Consider the following 21,580-nt stretch of genomic DNA (forward strand, 5'->3'; position numbering starts at 1 on the left):
ATCGCCGCCGTCAGCGTCGTCTTGCCGTGGTCAACGTGACCGATCGTGCCGATGTTGCAATGCGGCTTGTTACGTTCGAACTTTTCCTTGGCCATGGCCAAACTCCTGATGGCCCGGGTTGAGGGGCGCTGGGTGCTATCAAAAACCTGGAGCGGGTAGACGGAATCGAACCGACATATTCAGCTTGGAAGGCTGCTGTATTACCATTATACTATACCCGCACAGAAACCACGGCAGTCGCTTGTTTTCACAAGGGAACTTCCGCAGTCGATCCTCGTTGGCGTCCGGTCTCACGTCTCGAAACGCACGTGGTGGGGGAAGCAGGACTCGAACCTGCGAAGCTTACGCAGGGGATTTACAGTCCCCCCCCTTTGCCACTCGGGACATTCCCCCAGCGCACGTTTCAATACCGTCAGACCCCTCCGCGATCGGTCTTTCGACCTGCCACGGAACAAAAGCCTTCGATCCCTGACACGCCTGAGATAGAGGGGGCGCCAGACCCGAAAGCCCTAGGGCTCCAAATCGGAGGGCGTCTTATAGTGTCGAGAAATCCAGAACGCAACGACCGCAAAAGCGGTAATAAAGCGGCCTTCGCCAAGCGCCCCGACGGGCCGTCGGATGGCGGCAAGAAGGGCGGCTGGAACCCCAATCCGCCCGCGAAATCCTTTCGCGAAGGGGCCCCCAAGGCCCCGCGAGGCGCAAAGATCGATTCTGACAACCTCATCTGGGGTCGTCATCCCGTACTGGCCGCCCTGTCCAACCCTGCACGCAAGGGCATGGGGCGTCTGCTGGCCACCGCCGACCGGGCGGCCGAGATCGAGCGGGACGAACTGACCCCGCACGGCCACGTCGTGGAACTCGCTGATTCCCAGGCTCTGGAGCGGATGGTGCCATCCGGCGCCGTTCACCAGGGCCTGGTCTTCAAGGTCGCACCGCTGGAAGGCGTTCCGCTAGACGACATCGCTGATCCGGCCGAAGGCGTGATCGTGATGCTGGACCAACTGACGGACCCCCAGAACGTCGGTGCCATCTTCCGCTCGGCCCTCGCCTTCGGGGCACGCGGCATCATCGTTCAGGACCGGCATTCGCCCGCGCTCGCAGGGGCCCTCGCCAAGGCCGCTGCCGGAGCAACCGAGCGACTGCCCTGCGCGCGCGTCACAAACCTGAGTCGGGCGCTGGAGCGACTGGCCGATCTGGGCTGGCGCGCTGTGGGGCTGGATGGAGCATCCGACGAAACGCTGGAGATGGCGCTGGATGCCCGGCCGACCGTTCTGGTGATGGGATCGGAGGGCGATGGCATCCGCCGTCTGGTTGCCGAACACTGCGATGTCCTTGCGCGCATTCCAATGCCCGGCGGGTTCGAGAGCCTCAATGTTTCCAACGCGGCGGCTGTGGCCCTCTATGAGGCCACCCGCAAACAGAGCGCCTGAGCGAGGCCTGCCGGATGCCGTGAGGCTGACGGGATGAGGCTTGGCGCACCCACATCGACCCGCTAGAGACCCGCGCATGGAATTTTTCAGCTCTCCCGAATTTGCCAGCCAGCTGACCGCCCTGGGTCAGGTCCTGGCCATCGATCTGGTCCTGGCCGGCGACAATGCGGTGGCCGTGGGGCTTGCCGCTGCTGCCCTGGCCCCCGAGCAGCGCAAGAAGGCGATCCTGATCGGCCTGGCCGCCGCCGTGGTCATGCGGATCGGCTTCGCCCTGATCACGGTCCAGTTGCTGGCGATCATCGGCCTGCTGCTTGCCGGGGGCGTGCTGCTGCTGTGGGTCTGCTGGAAGATGTGGCGCGAACTGCAGGAGCAGCGGACGCATGATCAGGCCGAGGCCGAGGCCGAGCTCGAGACGGCCCTGTCAGCCCACCATGGCGGCGGACCGCCCCCCGAAGCGCTTGGCATCAAGCGCAAGTCGTTCGGAGCCGCCCTGCTTCAGATCATGATCGCCGACGTGACCATGTCACTGGACAACGTCCTGGCGGTCGCCGGGGCAGCCCATGAGCACCCGTGGATCATGGTGTTCGGTCTCATTCTCTCGATCGCCCTGATGGGACTGGCTGCGACCTTCATCGCCAAGCTGCTGACCAAGCACCGCTGGATCGGCTACGTCGGACTGGTCATCGTGCTGTATGTCGCCCTGCACATGATCTGGGACGGGGCACGGTCCGTCGTCGTGCGGACCGGAAACATGGAAGCCTTCAACGCCTCTGCGCCGGCCTTCCTCGATATCAGTGAGAAGGAAGCGGCCAAGCACCTGAAGGGTGTCGCTCAGGAAGAGGGAGCCGTCCCGATCCCGGCAACGCCCACGCTGCCCAACGACCCACCACCGCCGGTGACTGTCACTCCGGCTGAATGATCAAGGGCCCCGCCGTCAGACCTGACGGCGGGGTCTTTTTCTAGGTGCCTGCGCCGCCAAACCGCGCGGACCATTCCGCGACCTGCGCGTCCTCGATCTTCGTGAAAAGAACCTGGGCCGAGGCGACCGTTTGCCCATGCGGCAGGATGTCGAGGAGGGCTTCGTCCGGCCCTGGCCAGCTGAGGTCCTTCGCTCCGACCGTGGCGGCAATCTTCTCGGCCGTAAAAGGCATGACGGGAGCCGCGAGGCGGGCAAACAGGGCGACCATGTTCAGCCCGGTTCGAACACCGACGGCTGAGCGATCGACGTCAGTCTTGTAGGCTGTCCACGGGGCGGCGACCTGCAGATACTCGTTCCCCAGCACCCAGACCGCGCGCAGGGCCTGTGCGGCCTTGCGGAACTCCATGGCCTCGAACTGTGCCGTTGCCTCGGCGATGCCAGCGGCCAGATCGATCTCGAGCTGGGCTTCCAGCGGCCCGGGTTCGCCTGCGTCCGGCACGACCCCTCCGAACTTCGACTCGGTGAATTTGACGATGCGGTTGACGAAATTGCCCAGCACATCGGCCAGGTCCTTGTTCGTCGTCGACTGGAACTGCTCCCAGGTGAAGGCTGCGTCCGAATGCTCCGGTCCATAGGCCGTCAGATGCCAGCGCCAGTAATCGGCCGGCAACAGGTGGAGCGCCTGATCCATGAAGACGCCGCGCTTCTGCGACGTCGAGAATTTGCCGCCGTACCAGTTCAGCCAGTTGAAGGCCTTGAGCGTATCCACCGTCTTCCAGGGCTCGCCCGATCCGAGGATGGTCGCAGGGAAGCTGACGGTGTGAAAGGCCACATTGTCCTTGCCCATGAACTGGACATAGCGGACGTCGTCCGCCCCCTCGTTCAGACGCCACCAGTCGCGCCAGGTCGTGCCCCTGGCGTCGGCCCACTCCTCGGTCGCCCCGATGTACTCGATGGGGGCGTCAAACCAGACATAGAAGACCTTGCCTTCCATCCCGGCGCGCGGGCCACCATCGGCTCCGACGACGGGTACACCCCATTTCAGGTCGCGGGTAATTCCGCGATCGATCAGGCCCTCGTCGAGGTGTTTCAAAGCGATGGACCGCGCGAGCGTCTGCCAGTCCGACTTCGAGTCGATCCAGTCTCGGATGCGGCCCTCCAGCTTCGTCTGCAGAAGATACAGGTGCCGTGTGTCCCGGACCTCGAGGTTCTTCGAGCCCGAGACGGCCGAATAGGGATCGATCAGGTCTGTCGGGTCCAGCAGACGGCCACAGTTGTCACACTGATCCCCCCTCGCCCCGACGTGACCGCAGTGTGGGCACGTGCCTTCGACATAGCGATCGGGAAGGAAACGGGCGTCATCGACCGAATAGACCATCCGGTCGACACGTTCCTCGATCAGCCCGTTGGCCTCGAGCGCAGCGGCAAAATGCTGGGTCAGGCGACGGTTCGGGGCATTGGACGAGCGACCAAACCAGTCATAGCTCAGACCGAATTGCGCGCCGGCCTCCTTCTGGATCTGATGCTGCTCGTCGCAATAGGTCCGGACATCCTGTCCCGCTGCTGCAGCAGCGAGCTCAGCCGGGGTCCCGTGCTCGTCCGTGGCACAGATGTAGAGCACCTCATGACCCTGAGCGCGCTTGAAGCGGGCGTAGACGTCCGCCGGCAGCATGGAGCCCGCGAGATTCCCCAGGTGCTTGATGCCATTGATATAGGGCAGCGCCGAGGTGATGAGGATGCGGGGCATGGGATCCGTGGGTCTGAGGAGCGCACGGATATAGGCGGCATGATCCCGAAGGTCACGTCTTTAGGCCGCGACCATCCGGCCAACCGCTACATCCGGAAGACGCCGAAGGTCGTGTCCTCGATCGGGGCATTCAGGGACGCGCTGATCGCCAGACCCAGGACGTCACGTGTCTGGGTCGGATCGATGATGCCGTCATCCCAGAGCCGGGCGGTGGCATAATAGGGATTGCCCTCGTCCTCGTACTTCTGGCGCACCGGTGCCTTGAAGGCTTCGGCTTCCTCTGGCGTCCAGGTGTCTGCATCGCGATGCACCGTGGCCAGCACGGCCGCTGCCTGCTCGCCGCCCATGACGCTGATCCGGCTGTTAGGCCAGGTGAACAGGAAGCGCGGGCTGTAGGCGCGCCCGCACATTCCGTAGTTTCCGGCCCCGAATGAACCGCCGATCAGCACGGTGAATTTCGGCACGGCTGCGGACGCAACGGCCATCACCAGCTTGGCCCCGTGCTTGGCGATGCCTTCGGCTTCGTATTTCCCACCGACCATGAAGCCGCTGATGTTTTGCAGGAACAGCAACGGAATCTTTCGCTTGCAGGCCAGTTCGATGAAATGGGCCCCCTTCTGGGCACTCTCGGAAAAGAGCACGCCATTGTTGGCCAGGATCGCAACGGGATAGCCCCAGATCCGAGCGAAACCGCAGACAAGGCTGGTGCCGTAGAGCGCCTTGAACTCGTCGAACTCGGACCCATCAACGATCCGCGCGATGACCTCGCGAACATCATAGGGGGCGCGCACATCATCCGGGATCAGGCCGTACAACTCATCCACATCGAACGCCGGCGCGCGAGGTTCCCGGACGTCGAGGGCAACCGTCTTGACGGTGTTCAGATTGGCCACAATGGACCGGACGATTTCCAGCGCGTGCTCGTCATTCTCGGCGACATGGTCGACAACACCGGACCGGCGGCCGTGGGTCTCGGCACCGCCAAGTTCTTCGGCCGAAATCACTTCTCCCGTCGCGGCCTTCACCAGCGGCGGGCCCGCCAGGAAGATCGTTCCCTGGTTCCTGACGATGACCGTCTCGTCCGACATCGCAGGGACATAGGCCCCGCCCGCTGTGCAGGACCCCATCACGCAGGCAATCTGGGGGATAGACTGTGCCGACATCCGGGCTTGGTTGAAGAAGATCCGGCCGAAATGATCGCGGTCCGGAAAGACTTCGGCCTGATGCGGCAGATTGGCCCCGCCCGAGTCCACCAGATAGATGCAAGGCAGATTGTTCTGCGCCGCGATCTCCTGGGCGCGAAGGTGTTTCTTGACCGTCAACGGGAAATAGGCGCCGCCCTTGACCGTGGGATCGTTGGCAACGATCAGCACCTCGCGCCCGGACACTCGGCCAATCCCACAGATCATGCCCGCGCCGGGGGCACCATCCGGTTCAGCGGCATTTCCATACATGCCGTTGGCTGCGAGCTGACCGATCTCGAGAAACGGCGAGCCAGGGTCCAGCAGGCGTTCGACGCGGTCACGCGGCAGCAGCTTTCCGCGCGCGATGTGTCGCTGGCGACTGGCTTCTGCACCTCCGAGACCCGTCTTCGCCACGCGCTCGCGCAGGGAGGCACTCAGGGCCGCGTTATGAGCATAAAGGGCCTTGAAGGCCGGGCTAAGCGGATCGACCGCCGATGACAGCTTTGGCATCGGCATCGTTTAGGCGGGATCGTTGATCAGGCAAAGAGTGACCTGAGATCCTTGTGTGTTCAGAAAGAACCGATCCAGCGGACCATTCCGGCCATCAGACCCACGCCACCGATGAGGACAAGAGGTGCGGCGACACGAAAATGCCGATGCAGAAAATACAAGACCTCGCCAACCATAAGCTGCCCTCCCCGACGCTTGTGACTATGGGCGGCAGATCCCGCCATGGTTAAGCGAACATGAATAACATCCTTGCGGCAGGAAACAACGTTCTCCTGTCAGGGGTTTCAAACCAGGCGGCTCTGCACGACGGCGGCCTCGATGAAGCTGGCAAACAGGGGGTGGGGAGCGAAGGGACGGCTCTTCAGTTCCGGATGGTACTGGACACCGATGAACCAGGGGTGATCCGTTCTCTCGACGGTTTCTGGCAGGATACCGTCCGGCGAGAGACCTGCAAAAACAAGACCCTTCGCCTCGATCGCCTCACGGTAGTTGATGTTGACTTCATAGCGATGGCGATGGCGCTCGCTGATGGCCGTTGATCCGTAGATTTCGGCGATGCGCGATCCCGCCTTGAGCGTGGAATCGTAGGCACCCAGCCGCATGGTGCCACCAAGGTCACCGCCCTGGGTGCGCATGACCCTCTGATTGCCCTGTGTCCATTCAGTCATCAAGCCGACAACCGGCTCGCTGGTCGGGCCGAACTCCGTGGAGGACGCCTTGGGAAAGCCCGCCTGGTTCCGGGCCGACTCGATGACCGCCATCTGCATCCCGAAGCAGATTCCGAAATAGGGAATGTTGCGTTCGCGCGAGAACCGGGCAGCCTCGATCTTGCCTTCAGCCCCACGCTCGCCGAACCCGCCAGGTACGAGCACGGCATGGGCACCCTGCAGCCGGTCCTCGCAGGCCTGGCGGTCGCCTTCGAACGTGTCTGCCTCGACCCAGTCAATATTGACTTTGACGTTGTTCGCCACCCCGCCGTGATGCAGGGCCTCGATCAGCGATTTGTAGGCATCCTTGAGGACCGTGTATTTTCCGACCACGGCCACGGTCACTTCGCCATCGGGCTGCAGGCGACGCCGCGCGATCTCCTCCCACATGTCGAGCCTGGGCTCCGGCGCGTCCGTGATCCCGAAATGCTCGAGCACTTCGCGATCGAGCCCCTCGCGGTGATAATCCAGCGGAACGGCATAGATGTCGGCGGAATCCATTGCCTGGATCACGCCACTCTCCCGGACATTGCAGAACAGGCCGATCTTGCGCTTTTCCTCGGGCGGGATCGGGAACTCGCAGCGGCAAAGTAGGATGTCCGGCTGGATGCCGATCGAGCGCAGTTCCTTCACCGAGTGCTGCGTCGGCTTGGTCTTCATCTCTCCAGCAGTCTTGATGAACGGCAGCAGGGTCAGATGCACGAAACAGCTCTGGCCCCGGGGCAGGTCCTGACCCAGCTGACGGATGGCCTCGAAGAACGGAAGGCCCTCGATATCGCCAACCGTGCCGCCGATCTCGACCAGCACAAAATCGACCTCGTCCCCCTCGTCCGTCAGAGCGGGGGTCAGACAGAAGGATTTGATCTGGTCTGTCACGTGCGGAATGACCTGCACCGTGGCCCCCAGATAGTCGCCCCGACGTTCCTTCTCCAGGATGGTCGAATAGATCCGGCCCGTGGTGATGTTGTCCGAGCGCGCTGCCGACACGCCGGTGAAGCGCTCGTAGTGCCCCAGGTCCAGGTCGGTCTCGGCACCATCATCGGTGACGAACACCTCGCCGTGCTGGTACGGGCTCATCGTGCCGGGATCGACGTTGAGATAGGGATCCAGCTTCCTGAGCCGGACCTTGTAGCCTCGCGCCTGAAGCAGGGCACCGAGGGCGGCGGAGGCGAGGCCTTTTCCAAGCGAGGAAACCACGCCGCCGGTGATGAACACATAGCGAGCCATGGGCAGACACCTTACTCCGTGATTCGCACTGTGGGCACGGCCCATCCGGCGTCATCTGTTGATCAAAAGAGAAAAGCGCGCCCGACGGACGCGCTTTTCGAAATCGGTGAAGGACCCGGCGCTTACTGGGCGGGCGCAGGTGCCGGGGCGGAAGCCGCCGGGAGGCTGGCTTCCAGATCGTCGAGCGACGGAGCGGCCGGCGCAGCGGGCTGGGTCGTGGTCGGTGCTGCAGGCTCGGCTGCGGCCGGGGCTGTCTCTCCGACGGCGATCGACCCCACAGCATCGGCGTCGATGATGGAGCGGTTGCCGCGTTCCACATTGCCCGCGATCGTCAGACCAATCGCGCAGAGGAAGAACATCGTGGCAAGCACCCATGTCGCCTTGGTCAGAAGGTTGCCTGCGCCACGCGCGGTCATGAAGCCCGATGGCCCGCCACCCATGCCGAGTGCTCCGCCCTCGGACTTCTGGATCAATACGACGCCGGTGAGGGCAATCGAGATCAGGATCATGGCAACGAGGAGAATGGTCTGGAGCATGGCAGCTTACATGTGTGGCGCACAGGCGCGCCGATCAAGCCGCGGCGTCTATCATCGGCAGGGGCATTGGGGAAGACCTGGTGAACCGGCGTGTCACCAGCTTCCATCCAGAATGGGTCGGTTCAGACAGCGCGAACAATCGAAATGAAGTCGGCAGCCTTAAGCGAAGCCCCCCCCACGAGCGCGCCCCCGACATCCTCGACGCCAAGGATTTTTCTCGCGTTCCCAGGATTGACCGAACCGCCATACAGGATTGGCGTCGTGGCGGCCGTTTCGCCCAGCGTGCCGACCATGGCCTCGCGAATGGCGGCATGCACTTCGGCGATCTGCTCCAGCGTCGGCGTCAGACCCGTTCCGATTGCCCAGACAGGTTCATAGGCCACAGCAAATGCCCGCCCGACCAGCGCTTGCGGCAATGATCCCGCGATCTGTGCCTGCACCACGGCGATTGCGGCCCCAGCCTTGCGTTGCTCCAGCGTCTCGCCGATGCAGATGATGGGCTCCAGCCCGGCCGTCAGCGCCGCCTCAACCTTGGCCGCGACATCGGTGTCGGTTTCACCAAAGCCTGCACGCCGCTCCGAATGCCCGAGAATGACCAGCCGGGCACCCGCGTCCCGCAGCATGTCGGCTGAAATCGACCCCGTAAAAGCGCCTTTGGTCGCCGGATGGCAATCCTGACCACCAATCTCGACTACAGCAGCATTGCTCGTGGCCTGGCCAAAGGCGCTCGCCATCGGCGCAATCAGGGTTGCAGGAGGGCAAAGGGCGACGCGCACGGCTGCAGGCCCGACCTGGAGGGCGGCCTGCAATGCGCGGGCTTCGTCGAGCGACGCAGACACGCCGTTCATTTTCCAGTTGCCGACGATCATCTTCACGGATTGTTTCATGTCGCCTGTCTAGGCAGACGGGGCGCAGATGCCAAGGCATCGACTTGCAGGGATACGGCACCCTCCCCTATACGCGCCCGTGGCGCTTCTCGCCGTCTGCCCTCAGGTTCGCTGCCCGATGATTTCCGTCTTCAGAAATTTTGCCAAGTCCAAATGGGCTGTGGGTCTGCTGGTTGTGCTCGGGCTCAGCCTGCTCGTGACCGGTGCCCAGATGGACGTGTTCTCGGGTCTGGGAAGCCAGAACGTGATCAGTGCCGGTGAGCGCAGCGTATCCCGCACCCAGTTCAGGTCGGATTTCGAAAGCGTACGCGCAAATGTCCAGCAGCAGGCCGGACGGCCCGTGACCATCGAAGACATGGTCGCCGAAAACATCCACGTCCGCTTCCTGGAAGAACAGACGCAGCGCCTTGGCTTCATGGATTGGGCCTGGAAGGCAGGGATCCGTCCCGGCCAGGAACTGGTCGTCAAGCAGATCCGGGAGATTCCGGCATTCTTCAATCAGGTGACCGGCCAGTTCAGCCAGGAACAGTACGAACAGGCCCTGGCGGCGCAGAACATGACGCCCGAGCGGCTGGAACGCGATTTCCGCGATCAGTATATCCAGACCCATTACGGATCGGCCGTGTTTGCCGGCAGTCGGATGCCGCGCATCTATGGCGCGCTGCTGGCGGGACAGGCGCTTGAGACTCGGGACGGTCGCTGGTTCACAGTGACCCAGTCGATGGCGGGGACGGCTGGGACGCCGACCGACGCCCAGCTGACGGCCTTTCTGAACGAGAACGCAGCGCAGCTGCGTCGCCCCGAATTCCGGATCGCTTCTGTTGTCCTGTTCAACGACGCTCCCAATGCCGCGCCGCCCGCGATCCCAGAGGCGCGAATCCAGGAGCGTTTCGAATTTCGCGAGGCCGCGCTTTCCAAGCCAGCGACTCGCTCGTTCATCACCCTGACCGTGCCGACCCGCGAAGCGGCCCAGAAGATCACGGCGGCACTGCGTGCCGGACAGACCCCGGCCCAGGCCGGCGCAGCCGCCAATGTGCAACCCGCCACCCAGACCGATGTGCCGCAAAGCGCAGTGGCCGATCCGGCAATCGGGGCCGCCGTGTTTGCTCTGGCCCCCGGCGCTGTCTCTGACCCCATTCAGGCGCGCGTCGGCTTTGCCGTGGCACAATTGACCGGCATCACCCCTGCACAGTCGGCGACGCTGGAAAGCGCCCGTGAAGCGATCATCCAGGAGCTGCGTGAGGAAGACGCCAAGGCTGCCGTCTTCAGCCGCGTCGAGGCTTATGAAAAGGCCCGGACCGAAGGCAAGACCCTGACTGCTGCGGCCCAGCAGGTCGGAGCCCGGATCGTGCAGCTGCCGCCAGTGACCAAGGAAGGTCGCCTGCCGGACGGCCAGCCGATGAACGCCCCGCCACAGATCCTCGAGCAGACCTATGCCCTGACCAAGGGCGCTGAGAGCGACGTCATCGATGCCGGACAGGGCCAGTATTTTGCCCTCCGACTGGACGAAGTGACACCGGCCGCCTTGCCGACACTGGCCGACGTGCGCGCTCCCCTGGCCCAGGAATGGACCAACAGGGAGAACGCCCGCCTGCTGGCCGCAAAGGCCGAACAACTGGCTGGTCAGGTGCGCGGAGGACAGGATATCGCGGCCGTTGCCGCATCCGCAGGGGCGACCCTGACAAACCGGACACGCGTCGGCCAGAACCCGCAAGTGCAGCAGGAGCTCGGCCAGGGCGTGTTGCAGGGCCTCTTTGGCCAGGGCAAGGGACAGGTGTTCAGCGCACCCGGAGCCAATGCGACGTTCGTCATCGGCCGCGTGGATGCTGTTCGTCCTGCCGCCCCGGCGGAGGCCGCTCCGATCGCTGAACAGGTACGGGGACGCCTGGCCGAAGAATGGGTCACAGCTGCAGTGATGGCCTCGATCAAGGCAGCGGCGGCACGTTCCAGGGCCACGAACGATCCAGCCCTTGCGCGCGAAGCCCTGGGTCTGGCTCCATTGCCCGAAGGTGACGCCGCAGCGGCAAGCCCGGCGACCCCCGCGCCAGCCGCCTGATGACGACTGACGGGCTATCGCCCGATTTCGAGGCGTTCGCCGCCGGACTGGTGGCGGGTCGGCCGCAGGTCGTGGTGCGACGGGTCATTGACGATCTGGAAACACCGGTCTCGGCCTATCTGAAAGTCGGCCACGGGCGACCCCACGCCTTCCTGCTGGAATCGGTCGAGGGCGGCGCCCTGAATGGTCGCTATTCGATCATCGCACTGGACCCGGACGTCGTCTGGCGCTGCCATGGCGGGGCTGCCGAACTGGCCCGCGGCGATGCGGTCGAACAGGCCCGGTTCACGCCGGAGCCTCTGTCCGCGCTAGCCTCCCTGCGGGCCCTGATCGCCGCCACCCGGTTCGACATTCCTGACGACCTGCCGCCGATGGTTGCCGGGCTGTTCGGGGTGTTCGGCTATGACATGGTGCGACTGCTGGAACCGCTCGGTCCGCCCAATCCGGATCCCCTGGACCTGCCCGATGCTGTCCTGACCCGACCGTCCGTCGTGGCTGTGTTTGATTCCGTGCGGCACGAGATTGTCATGGTCGCGACGGCCTATCCGGATGCCGGGCTCGCCCCTGCTGCCGCCTGGCAGGCCGCCCACGCCCGGCTTGACCTGTTCGAAGCGCGGCTGGCCCGCCCCCTGGACGCTCGCGCCCAGGCCAGCCCCCTGCCTGCCCCGTCGTTCGCCTCGCCGGTCGATGGCTCGGCCTTCGACGCCATGGTGGCCAGAGCCCAGGACTATATCGCCGCCGGTGATATCTTCCAGGTCGTGCTCAGCCACCGGTTCAGCGCCCCCTGGGGCGGGGACCCGTTTGCCTTCTACCGGTCGCTGCGCCGCCAGAACCCGTCGCCCTATCTGTTCTACCTGAATTTCGGCGACTTCCAGCTGGCCGGATCAAGTCCGGAAATCCTCGTCCGGCTGAAGGATGGAGGCGTCACCATACGCCCGCTCGCCGGGACCCGTGCCCGGGGTGAGACGCCTGAGGCCGATCGCGCGCTCGAGACCGAGCTTCTGGCTGATCCAAAGGAGCGTGCCGAACACCTGATGCTGCTGGACCTTGGCCGCAACGACGTGGGCCGCGTCAGCCTGCCGGGCACGGTCAAGGTGACCGAAAGCTTCAAGGTCGAGCGCTACAGCCAGGTCATGCACATCGTGTCCAACGTCGAAGGCCGGGCCGATCCGAAGCTCGACGCCGTCGACACCCTTCTGGCCGCCCTGCCCGCCGGTACCCTGTCCGGTGCCCCCAAGGTCCGCGCCATGGGCATCATCGACGAACTGGAAACCACGCGACGCGGCGTCGGCTATGGTGGCGGTGTCGGCTATATCTCTGCAGGCGGGGAAGCGGATATCTGCATCGTCCTGCGCACCGCGCTTTTTACAGCGGGTCAGGTCTTCGTCCAGGCTGGCGCGGGCGTCGTGGCCGACAGCGACCCCGCGGCCGAATACGCTGAAACCCTCGCCAAGGCCCGGGCTCCGATGCGAGCGGCAGAAGAAGCGTGGCGGTTCGAGCTGGGCGACAGACTGGGCTGAGCGCGCAGCAGTGTTTGGTGCCTGGCTCCTCATTGATCGGAACCGGTCGCCGCGCGTTGTGTCGGTCTCTGAGCGGGGACGGCATGCGCGGCGAACTGACGACCTACACGTCCAAACGGCGATTTGACGATACGCCCGAACCCAGGGGCACCAGAGGTCGGCGCAAGGCGTCCCAGCCTCTGCGTTTTCTGGTCCAGCGGCATGCCGCCACGCGACTCCACTACGATTTCAGGATCGAGTTCGACGGGGTCCTGAAATCCTGGGCCGTCACCAAGGCACCGTCTCGCGATCCGTCAGTAAAGCGGCTGGCCGTCGAGGTGGAAGACCATCCGGTCGATTACGGTACCTTCGAGGGCACGATCCCTGAAGGCAACTACGGCGCAGGCACCGTTCAGGTCTGGGATACCGGCACCTGGTCTCCCCAGCATCCCGACACACTGGAGGCCGACTTCGCAAAAGGGTCGGTCAAGATGACGCTGAACGGAGAGCGACTGAAGGGCGGCTGGGCCCTGGTGCGGCTGAAGTCCGACCGTGGCAAGCCGTCGAAGCGGAACAACTGGCTGCTGATCAAGGAAAAGGATGACCACGCCGTGCCGGGCGAAGGGGACGCTTTGGCGGCGATCGATGCCTCAGTCACGACCGGACGCTCGATGGCTGAGATCACGGCAGGCGCGGCGTCCAAGCCCGTTGCTAAACCTGCCGGGCGGAAGTCAGCGGCGAAATCAGCGCTGGCGAAAGCCGTTGGCCGCGCATCGATGAAACCACCACAGTTCGTACCCATCCAGCTATGCAAGGTCGCGGACCATCCGCCGGGAGGCAACGGCTGGGTCCACGAAATCAAATTCGATGGCTACCGGATTCAGATCGGCGTCGGAGGCGGACGCGCAACGGTGCGGACACGGAGCGGACTGGACTGGAGCGACCGGTTTCCCGAGCTGGGAGCGGAGGCTGCGGATTGGCCCGATGCCGTCGTCGATGGCGAGCTGTGCGCACTGGATGACGACGGCATGCCGGACTTCCCGGCGCTGCAGGCCGCAATCTCCGACGGCAAGACGAGCAAGCTGATCTATTTCGCCTTCGACCTGCTGTTTGAGGGCACGGAGGATCTGAGGTCCCTGCCACTGTCGCACCGCAAGGCGCGGCTTCGGGCCTGGGTTGACCGGGTCGGAGAACCGGACGGGCGACTGCGGTATGTCGAGCATTTCGGCGCGACGGGTCAGGCGGTTCTGGAAAGCGCCTGCCGCATTGACCTGGAAGGCGTGATCTCCAAGAAGCTCGACGCGCCCTATCATGCCGGTCGGTCGTCCAGTTGGGTCAAATCGAAATGCCGGGGCCGTGACGAGGTGGTCATCGGGGGCTGGTCCTCGGACGGAGGGACACGGTTCCGGTCGTTGTTGGTCGGGGTGCGCGACAAGCACGCAAAGGGAGGCCTTCGCTATCTCGGCCGGGTCGGGACCGGCTATGGCGAAAAGGTCACCAAGACCCTAGTACCCGCGCTCAAGGCGGTGGCCGCCGAGGTCAGTCCCTTTTCCGGAACTGGGGCCCCCAAGGGGGGCAAGGATATTCACTGGCTGGACCCCGTCCTGGTCGCCGAGGTCGAGCATGGCGGGTATACCGAATCCGGCTCGCTGAGACAGGCCGCTTTCAAGGGTCTGCGCGAGGACAAGCGCGCCACGGAGGTCACTGAAGCTCCCCAGGCTAAGACCGCGGTCGCTTCACCCTCTCCTGCGAAGCCAGCCGTCGGGACAGCCTTCAGGCCTGGGAAGGTCATCGTCGCCGGCGTCACGATCTCCAGCCCGGACAAGGTGCTTTGGCCGGCCGTGGGCGACCGGCCTGCGATCACCAAGGCCGACCTTGCACGCTATTATGAGGCAGCGGCGGAGCGGATCCTCCCCCATGTCGCGCATCGCCCGACGTCGATCATCAGAGCGCCGGACGGCATCACCGGCGACACCTTCTTCCAGCGCCATGCCATGGCGGGGTCCAATCCCCGGCTCAAGCTGATCGATGTTCAGGCCCGTACCCCTTATGTCGCCGCCATCGATGTCGGCGGCCTGGTGGCGATCGGTCAGTCGGGCGGGCTCGAGTTGCATCCCTGGGGGTGCGCAGCCGACCAGCCGGAGGTGCCGGACCAGATCACCTTCGATCTCGACCCGGACGAGGGCCTGGGTTTTGGCGATGTCATCGCGGCAGCTAAAGTCGTGAAGGTGAAGCTCGAGGCACTTGGACTGACCCCCTTCGTCAAGACGACAGGCGGCAAGGGACTGCATGTGGTCGTGCCGATCAAGGCTGATAGCCGCAGCCGGATCAGCTGGGACCAGAACAAGGCCTTCGCAAAGGCTGTGTCCGAGGCCATTCGGGTCGAAGCACCCGACCGCTTCACCACCACCCTGGCCAAGAAGGCGCGGGGCGGAAAGATCTTCATCGATTACCTGCGCAACGGGCGGATGGCCACGGCCGTGGCACCCTGGTCGCCACGGGCAAGACCCGGAGCCGGGATCGCCTATCCCCTGTCATGGGGCCAGGTGAAGGCCGGGCTGGATCCGTCGGCGTTCAACCTTTGGACCTATCGGACCCTGCTCAAAAAGCCCGATCCCTGGAGGGATTTCCGCGCCAGTGCCGTCAGTCTGAAACCTGCCCTGAAAAAGATGGGACTTTAGGCCGCCGCCTTCTTTTTCGGGGCAGCCTTCTTCGTCTCAGTTTTCGTAGGGGCCTTCTTTCCCGGAGCTTTCGCCGGCGCTGCGGAGCCTTTCAGGCTGCTCCGCAACGCAGCCATCAGGTCGATCACATTGGTGTCGTCGGGTTCGGCCACATCCACCGTGCCCTTGCCGCCTTTGGTCTTGGACTTGATCATCTCACGCAGGGCATCATCGTAGCGATCCTTGAAGTCCGATGCGTCGAAGTCGGCCTCCTTCTGGCCGATGATCCGGGCGGCGATTTCGACCATGTCCGGATCAGCCTTCACGGTGGGGATGTCACCGAAATAGTCCTCCGCGTCCCGGACCTCTTCGTGGGCCCGCAAGGTATAGGCGACCAGACCCTTGCCCCGGACCTCCAGCGCAAGCTGACGTTCCTTGCCGCGCAGCACCAGACAGCCGAGCGCCACCTTGCCCTGTTTCTTCATGGCGTCGCGGATGACGGCAAAGGCCTCCACGCCTGCGCCCTTCTCCGGCACGACAAAGAAAGGATCGTCCCAGAACAGCCGGTCGATCTCGGTCTCGTCCACGAATTTGTCGATGGAGATCGTCTTGGTGCTCTCCAGCCTAACCTTGTCGAAGTCGGCGTCATCGAACAGGACATATTCGTCCTTCGATACCTCATAGCCACGAACCAGATCACTCCGCTCGACCGGCCCGGTGTCCGGGTCGGTAGGCACCATCCGGATGCGGTTGTTGGTCTCCGGATTGATCAGGTGGAAACGGACATCGTTGGTGCTGGTCGTGGCGGTGAACAGCGCCACGGGACAGGTGACCAGAGACAGTTTCAGATGTCCCTGCCAGGTGGGTCGTGCAGCCATGGGAATCTCCTTCGCCCCCCTGAATGCACCGGCGAGGCTTAGGTTCGCTGAGGAGCCTAACCCACGCCCCGTGTGGCGAGCGAGACCAGCAAGGCAATCAGCAGGGCCACGCACACGCCCTGCCAGAACCGCACTGGATCACGCTCGATCAGCGACAGTTCGCTCGGCATGGGTCTGGCCACGGCGTGGCCGCTCTCCAGCACGTGGATCAGTTCCTCGACATCAGCAAAGCGGTCGGACGGGTCATAGGCCAGGGTCCGCAGCAGCGCAGCCTCAAGCCATGCGGGCATGTCCGGGCGGTGGACCGTCGGGCGGACCGGCTTTTCGAACCGTCCCCGATTGAAGGTCTCCTCCTGTCCGCACGGATAGTCGCCTGTGAAGATACGATACAGGGTGACGCCCAGCGCATACTGGTCGGTCAGGGCATCGCCCGCATGGCCGTCGAACATCTCCGGGGCCTTGTAGCCGAAGGTGCCGGGTGCCTCGGGAGCCGCGAAATCCTCGATCCGCGGCAGGCGGGCGACACCCAGATCGATCAGCTTCAGACCGCCATTCTTTTCCAGAATGACATTGTCCGGCTTGATGTCCCGATGGGTGATCCCCTGCCGATGCAGGGCAACGACCGCGCGGCACAGACGGATCGCCACATCGACGCCCTCGGCAATGTCGAACGGCTCGTGGGCCAGCCGGGCGTGAAGTGTTTCCCCGACATAGAGCGGCTGGGCGATGTAGAGGCGGCTTTGGCGCCCCGGCTCGATCTCCAGCGTTTTGCCGACGAAGGGACTATCGATCCGACGGCCGATGAAGCTTTCCCGCAAAAAGGCCGCCCTGGCGCCGCGCTCCGACAGAAGGGCTGGCTTGGGAAATTTCAGAACGACAGGTTGGGTCGCATCCCCGTCGCGGGCCCGGAACAGCCGGGTGTAGCGCCCGTCCGAAAGCAGCCGTTCCAGCGCATAGCCATCGACATTATCCCCGACCTCAGGCGGGGGAAGGATCGGCAACCCTTCTGCCTCCGCACCGATCGCGTCGCGGTCGACAGCTCCGATGCGCACCACGTCAATGACAACCGCCGTTGCATTGTCGGTCGCCCCATTGATTCCGGCCTGGTCGACAATGGCCTGGGCATCGGTGTCGGACGACGCGCGACGGGCCAGCAGGCGCGTCAGTTCATCCTCCGGCACCACGCCATGAACCCCGTCCGTGGTCAGCAGGAGTCGGTCATGGTCACGCAGGGGCATGGTCCGGACATCCAGCCTTACGTCCGGCTCGATCCCGACCGCGCGATACAGCACGTGGCTGAGGCCGGGCTGGCTGAGGGTATGATCCTCTGTCAGCCGGGTCAGGACGCCGTCCCGGAAATGCCATGCGCGGCTGTCCCCGACATGCAGGGCCACGGCCTCCCGGCCCCGCAGCACCAGGGCAGTGAAGGTCGTCGCCGCACCGGTCATGGCCGGGTCGGCCTTGCCCCGGGCGTGAAGCCAGCGATTGAACCCCATCAGGGATGCCACCCCCGCCGCCGCAATCCCGCCCAGGGGGCTTTTCGACAGATAGCCGTCGATGAAGCTGCGCGCTGCCAATTCCGAGGCGATCCGCCCGCCCTTGGATCCGCTGACCCCGTCGGCAACCACGGCCACGATGCCATGAATTCGCTGCTCGCTGGGACTGCCCAGATGGACGGCACCGAAGTCCTGGTTGTCGGCACGCGGCCCCCGGGACGTGGCAAAACCCGCCGCGATCTGAAGCCTGCCGTCGTCGCTCATTGGTTCCGTCCCCCGCCGCATCGCAGCAAACGTCACTTCGCAACTTGGAAGCAAGAGCCATCGCGCCTATATTGGTTTTGCCGGGGCTTGCTCCGGATATGGCGATAAACGCGCTTGTAATAAGCGGACCGGACCCGGGTGCGATTCCCGGCGGCTCCACCAATCGCTCCCGGTATCGCGGGAGATGCGGGGCCGACTAGCATCGACGGACGTGTAAAGAAGACTGCTTTCGCTCGTCCTGGCCCACCGTATCGGGCCATTTTCTAACTGCGAACGATAACTTCGCTGGAGAAGTCCGCCTCGCCGCGTAATGCGGTTCGGTTGATTTCGTGACTTAAGTCCTGGGGGTTCAGATCCTCAGGCGGGGCCCGGAGGGCGCCTGGCAACAGAAGCCCTCCACTTTCCCGCACATCGCTCTTTCGCCCGTGACCGTGCGCCGCTATCAGTCGCGGCCAGACGATTGAGGTAAAGATGGCGGAAGACACCCCCCCGGTCGACGAGATGCACTATGAGGTGCTGGCCCAGGACGCCCTGCGAGGCGTGATCCGGGCTGCGCTCGAGCGCGCCGCCGGCCCGGGCGGCATCCCCGGCAACCATCATTTCTACATCACCTTCAAGACTCGCGGGCGCGGCGTCAGCGTCCCGCCCGACGTCATTGCCAAATATCCGGACGAGATGACGGTCGTCCTTCAGCATCAGTACTGGGATCTGAGCGTCGAGGCCGACCTGTTCTCGGTCATGCTCAAATTCGGCGGCATGCCCAAGGTCCTGACCGTGCCCTACACGGCCGTGACGCGCTTCTATGACCCGAGCGTTCAGTTCCTGCTGCAGTTCGAGGCCCCTGAGGTCGTGACCGAACCGGTCGCCGACATCTCCCCTGCCCCGTCCAGCAAGGCCAAGACCCCGCCATCGGACGGTGACGATGACGGCCCCAAGGTCGTGTCGCTGGATCAGTTCCGCAAGAAATAGGACGCCACGGATGCTGCGAGCGGTCTGGACGGGTCTGATCGGACTGGTTCTCGCCGTTGCTGCATCCTGTGCCGAGGCCCAGAACGCACCCGACAATCCATCGGCCAGCCGCTTCGATGGCTGGGCCGCTGCCGTCATCGCTGCCGACTGGCGCACCAGTGGCGGAGACCCCATCCAGGCCTTCGACAACGCCCGCCGGGACCTGACGGCCGGTTTCCAGAACGCGGGCTTCAGCCCTGCCGCCTTCTACGACGCTACCTTGCGCCCCGATGTGGCCGACCCGGTCACCGGCCGTGCGGCGCTCGAGGCCATCGCGGACATCACCCGAGCAAACCCGCGGGGCTGCCTGCTCTATTTCACTTCCCATGGATCGCGTGAGGCGCTCGTCTTCGGCCCCGGTGGCCAGTTGACCCCCGCAGCGATGGCAACCCTGGTGCGCAGCCTGTGTGACGCCCGCCCGACGGTCGTGATTGTGTCCGCCTGTTACTCCGGCATCTTCGTCGATGGACTGGCCGGACCGGACCGGATGGTCATGACGGCTGCGCGCCGCGACAGGAACTCCTTTGGCTGCGGAGAGGGCGCGACCTATCCCTATTTCGACGGCTGCGTGATCGAGAGCCTGCCGACGGCGCGCGACTTCATCGCCCTGGCCCAGGCCACGAAGGCCTGCGTTGCCCGGCGCGAGACCGAAGAGGGCCTGTCGCCTCCGTCAGAACCGCAGGTCAGGATCGGAGCCAACATGCAGTTGCTGCTGCCGACGCTGCGCTTCACGCCTCCCGACGGCGGGGGAACACCCGGATCGTGATCCGCTCGCGCTCGCCCTCGTTCCGCTCGACCAGCAGACGGGCGACCTGGGCGTCATCATGGAACAGATAGCCCTTGATGGCGTCCAGCAATGCCTTGGCAAGGTTGTCGAGGTCCAGCCAGGGTGGGTCGCCCACATGTTCCATGCAGATTTCGACGACATAGTCGCCATACGCCGGGCGTGATCCGCGCCACTCCTTGCGGAAGAACTCATACGCCAGCGGCTTGTAGTATTTGGCCTGGGTCGTCAGCCCTTCGATCGTGATCTCGACACAATCACCGACTTCCCGCGCCCTAACCTTGCCTGTCCCGATCCAGCCGTCGTTGTTCATGGGCAGAGGTCGCTCCTACGCTCGGCCAACGTATCGCAGCCCAGGGTCACGGATCAAAGCCCCGCCGAGAGGTTGCCGACCTCACATATCTCAGGGCCAGAATGTTCTTGCTTTGTTCTGATGACGCGCTAGCTTGTCACCATGTCTCCAGTTGCTGCCCAGGTCACGTCGCGCAAGGGTCGCGGGGCCAGAACCAATGCCAGTGGTCGGTTCGAGCCCGTCGTTCATGAGGCCATCGACGATGGCTGGACGCCTCAAGACGCGTTGCCCCCGCCCCTCCGGACCACCCTGACGCCAGAACACGCCCGCACGATCATCACTCGCAACACCAGCCCCGACATCGGTTTCGACCGGTCGATCAACCCCTACAAAGGCTGCGAACATGGCTGCATCTACTGCTACGCCCGTCCATCCCATGCCTGGATGGGCCTATCCCCGGGCCTGGATTTCGAGAGCCGGCTCTTCTTCAAGCCCGAGGGCGCTCGTCTCCTGGAACAGGAGCTCGCCCGTCCGAAATACGTCTGCAAGCGCATCCACATAGGCGGCAACACCGACCCCTATCAGCCCGTCGAGCGAGAGCAGAAAGTCACCCGCGCCCTGCTCGAAGTGCTGCAACGGTTTAATCAGCCCTTCAGCATCATCACCAAGTCGCACCTGATCACGCGCGATCTGGACATACTGGGCCCCATGGGACGCGAGCGACTGGCGACGGCCTTCGTCTCCATCACCACCCTCGATCGCGAGCTCGCCCGGACGATGGAGCCCCGGGCCGCCACGCCCCAGCGACGGCTGGATGCCATTCGTCAGCTCGCCGATGCCGGGGTGCCCGTCGGCGTCGGGTTTGCGCCGGTCATCCCGGGGCTGAACGACCACGAGATGGAGTCCGTTCTGGAAGCCGCCGCCAAGGCCGGGGCGACGACCGCCATGTATGTGACCCTGCGTCTCCCGCTGGAGATCAAGGACCTGTTTCAGGAGTGGCTGGCCGATGCCCGACCCGACCGGGCCGCCCGCGTGATGTCCCTGGTGCGCCAGACCCGCGGCGGCAAGGATTATGACGCCGACTGGTCCCAGCGGATGAAAGGCACGGGCCCCGTCGCAGAGCTGATCGCCACGCGGTTCAAGGCGGCCATCAAGCGGTATGGCCTCGACGGCAAACGCCACGACCTCGACGTCACCCGCTTCCGCGTTCCCCGCGACATGCGGCCCCAGATGGACCTGTTCGACCCGGTGCTTTGAACGGGCGAGGGTCGTACTGTTTGATGGAAGGGTGCTGGCGGAGACGGAGGGATTCGAACCCTCGGTACCCCTTACAGGGTACGACGATTTAGCAAACCGTTGCCTTCAGCCACTCGGCCACGTCTCCAGCAGATCGGCTCGATAGCCGAGCCCGCCGCAAGGCGCAATCGTGAAGTCGTCCGTTGATGGACAGACGCAGCGAGACCCGCGTTAACGCCACATGCACTGGGGCTGATGCA

Annotated in this window: 17 protein-coding genes, 3 tRNA genes and 1 other RNA gene; 9 read left to right on the forward strand and 12 right to left on the reverse strand. The window is 64.4% G+C overall.

Annotated elements, in window-relative coordinates:
• The 3 genes from GGR13_RS15285 to GGR13_RS15295 form a co-directional block, all read right to left on the reverse strand.
• Nucleotides 1-95 (reverse strand): GTP-binding protein (locus tag GGR13_RS15285; protein WP_209282537.1); only part of this gene is annotated, 95 nt, incomplete at its 3' end.
• A gap of 52 nt (nucleotides 96-147) precedes the next feature.
• A tRNA-Gly gene (locus tag GGR13_RS15290) sits at nucleotides 148-221 on the reverse strand.
• Between the two features lie 88 nt (nucleotides 222-309).
• Nucleotides 310-393, reverse strand: a tRNA-Tyr gene (locus GGR13_RS15295).
• A 146-nt stretch (nucleotides 394-539) separates the two neighbouring features.
• On the opposite strand from GGR13_RS15295, the gene rlmB reads away from it, so the two are divergent.
• Nucleotides 540-1,430 (forward strand): 23S rRNA (guanosine(2251)-2'-O)-methyltransferase RlmB, encoded by an 891-nt coding sequence (gene rlmB / locus GGR13_RS16710; protein WP_183214470.1) that lies wholly within the window; start codon nucleotides 540-542, stop codon nucleotides 1,428-1,430.
• 76 nt (nucleotides 1,431-1,506) lie between these two features.
• Nucleotides 1,507-2,349 carry a YjbE family putative metal transport protein gene (locus GGR13_RS15305; protein ID WP_183214471.1) on the forward strand — a complete coding sequence of 281 codons (843 nt, stop codon included), beginning with the start codon at nucleotides 1,507-1,509 and terminating at the stop codon, nucleotides 2,347-2,349.
• Nucleotides 2,350-2,389: 40 nt separating this feature from the next.
• Here the strand turns inward: GGR13_RS15305 and metG are convergent, their stop codons facing one another.
• The 5 genes from metG to tpiA all read right to left on the reverse strand — a co-directional run bounded on the left by metG (nucleotide 2,390) and on the right by tpiA (nucleotide 9,147).
• Complete coding sequence (gene metG / locus GGR13_RS15310) at nucleotides 2,390-4,096, reverse strand: methionine--tRNA ligase (RefSeq protein ID WP_183214472.1); 1,707 nt, start codon at nucleotides 4,094-4,096, stop codon at nucleotides 2,390-2,392.
• Nucleotides 4,097-4,182: 86 nt separating this feature from the next.
• Nucleotides 4,183-5,790: a carboxyl transferase domain-containing protein gene (locus GGR13_RS15315; protein ID WP_183214473.1), complete on the reverse strand. Its 1,608-nt coding sequence runs from the start codon at nucleotides 5,788-5,790 to the stop codon at nucleotides 4,183-4,185.
• A gap of 284 nt (nucleotides 5,791-6,074) precedes the next feature.
• A complete protein-coding gene (gene pyrG, locus GGR13_RS15320; RefSeq protein WP_183214474.1) occupies nucleotides 6,075-7,724 on the reverse strand; it encodes a CTP synthase in 1,650 nt (549 codons plus the stop codon).
• Nucleotides 7,725-7,846: 122 nt separating this feature from the next.
• On the reverse strand, nucleotides 7,847-8,260 hold the full coding sequence (gene secG / locus GGR13_RS15325; protein WP_183214475.1) for a preprotein translocase subunit SecG: 414 nt from the start codon (nucleotides 8,258-8,260) through the stop codon (nucleotides 7,847-7,849).
• A gap of 122 nt (nucleotides 8,261-8,382) precedes the next feature.
• The gene (gene tpiA / locus GGR13_RS15330; protein WP_183214476.1) at nucleotides 8,383-9,147 is read right to left on the reverse strand and encodes a triose-phosphate isomerase; all 765 of its coding nucleotides are present in this window, start codon (nucleotides 9,145-9,147) and stop codon (nucleotides 8,383-8,385) included.
• A 79-nt stretch (nucleotides 9,148-9,226) separates the two neighbouring features.
• Here tpiA and GGR13_RS15335 point away from each other — a divergent pair, with 79 nt between their 5' ends.
• The 3 genes from GGR13_RS15335 (at nucleotide 9,227) to ligD (ending at nucleotide 15,383) form a co-directional block, all read left to right on the forward strand.
• Complete coding sequence (locus GGR13_RS15335; protein ID WP_343060445.1) at nucleotides 9,227-11,203, forward strand: peptidylprolyl isomerase; 1,977 nt, start codon at nucleotides 9,227-9,229, stop codon at nucleotides 11,201-11,203.
• Nucleotides 11,203-12,723, forward strand: a complete 1,521-nt coding sequence (gene trpE, locus GGR13_RS15340; protein ID WP_183214477.1) for an anthranilate synthase component I — start codon at nucleotides 11,203-11,205, stop codon at nucleotides 12,721-12,723. The genes GGR13_RS15335 and trpE overlap by 1 nt, the downstream gene beginning before the upstream one ends.
• Nucleotides 12,724-12,806: 83 nt before the next feature.
• Nucleotides 12,807-15,383 carry a DNA ligase D gene (ligD, locus tag GGR13_RS15345; protein ID WP_183214478.1) on the forward strand — a complete coding sequence of 859 codons (2,577 nt, stop codon included), beginning with the start codon at nucleotides 12,807-12,809 and terminating at the stop codon, nucleotides 15,381-15,383.
• Here ligD and ku read toward each other — a convergent pair.
• Nucleotides 15,380-16,240, reverse strand: a complete 861-nt coding sequence (ku, locus tag GGR13_RS15350) for a non-homologous end joining protein Ku (protein WP_183214479.1) — start codon at nucleotides 16,238-16,240, stop codon at nucleotides 15,380-15,382. The genes ligD and ku overlap by 4 nt on opposite strands.
• Nucleotides 16,241-16,296: 56 nt before the next feature.
• Nucleotides 16,297-18,000 carry a bifunctional protein-serine/threonine kinase/phosphatase gene (locus GGR13_RS15355; protein WP_183214480.1) on the reverse strand — a complete coding sequence of 568 codons (1,704 nt, stop codon included), beginning with the start codon at nucleotides 17,998-18,000 and terminating at the stop codon, nucleotides 16,297-16,299.
• A gap of 40 nt (nucleotides 18,001-18,040) precedes the next feature.
• Between GGR13_RS15355 and ssrA the strand changes: the two genes are divergently transcribed.
• The 3 genes from ssrA to GGR13_RS15370 all read left to right on the forward strand — a co-directional run bounded on the left by ssrA (nucleotide 18,041) and on the right by GGR13_RS15370 (nucleotide 19,774).
• Nucleotides 18,041-18,401, forward strand: a transfer-messenger RNA (tmRNA) gene (ssrA, locus tag GGR13_RS15360).
• A gap of 70 nt (nucleotides 18,402-18,471) precedes the next feature.
• The gene (locus GGR13_RS15365; RefSeq protein WP_183214481.1) at nucleotides 18,472-18,969 is read left to right on the forward strand and encodes an SspB family protein; all 498 of its coding nucleotides are present in this window, start codon (nucleotides 18,472-18,474) and stop codon (nucleotides 18,967-18,969) included.
• Nucleotides 18,970-18,979: 10 nt separating this feature from the next.
• Entirely contained in the window at nucleotides 18,980-19,774 is a 795-nt protein-coding gene (locus GGR13_RS15370; RefSeq protein WP_183214482.1) for a C13 family peptidase, read from the forward strand.
• Here GGR13_RS15370 and GGR13_RS15375 read toward each other — a convergent pair.
• A complete protein-coding gene (locus tag GGR13_RS15375) occupies nucleotides 19,737-20,105 on the reverse strand; it encodes a RusA family crossover junction endodeoxyribonuclease (RefSeq protein ID WP_183214483.1) in 369 nt (122 codons plus the stop codon). The two genes, GGR13_RS15370 and GGR13_RS15375, sit on opposite strands and share 38 nt — an antisense overlap.
• Nucleotides 20,106-20,246: 141 nt before the next feature.
• On the opposite strand from GGR13_RS15375, the gene GGR13_RS15380 reads away from it, so the two are divergent.
• The gene (locus tag GGR13_RS15380) at nucleotides 20,247-21,341 is read left to right on the forward strand and encodes a PA0069 family radical SAM protein (protein ID WP_183214484.1); all 1,095 of its coding nucleotides are present in this window, start codon (nucleotides 20,247-20,249) and stop codon (nucleotides 21,339-21,341) included.
• A 35-nt stretch (nucleotides 21,342-21,376) separates the two neighbouring features.
• On the opposite strand, the gene GGR13_RS15385 is transcribed toward GGR13_RS15380, so the two are convergent.
• Nucleotides 21,377-21,468 (reverse strand) — tRNA-Ser (locus tag GGR13_RS15385).
• Nucleotides 21,469-21,580 lie beyond the last annotated feature (112 nt).

The organism is Brevundimonas variabilis (assembly GCF_014199945.1).
Lineage (GTDB): Bacteria > Pseudomonadota > Alphaproteobacteria > Caulobacterales > Caulobacteraceae > Brevundimonas > Brevundimonas variabilis.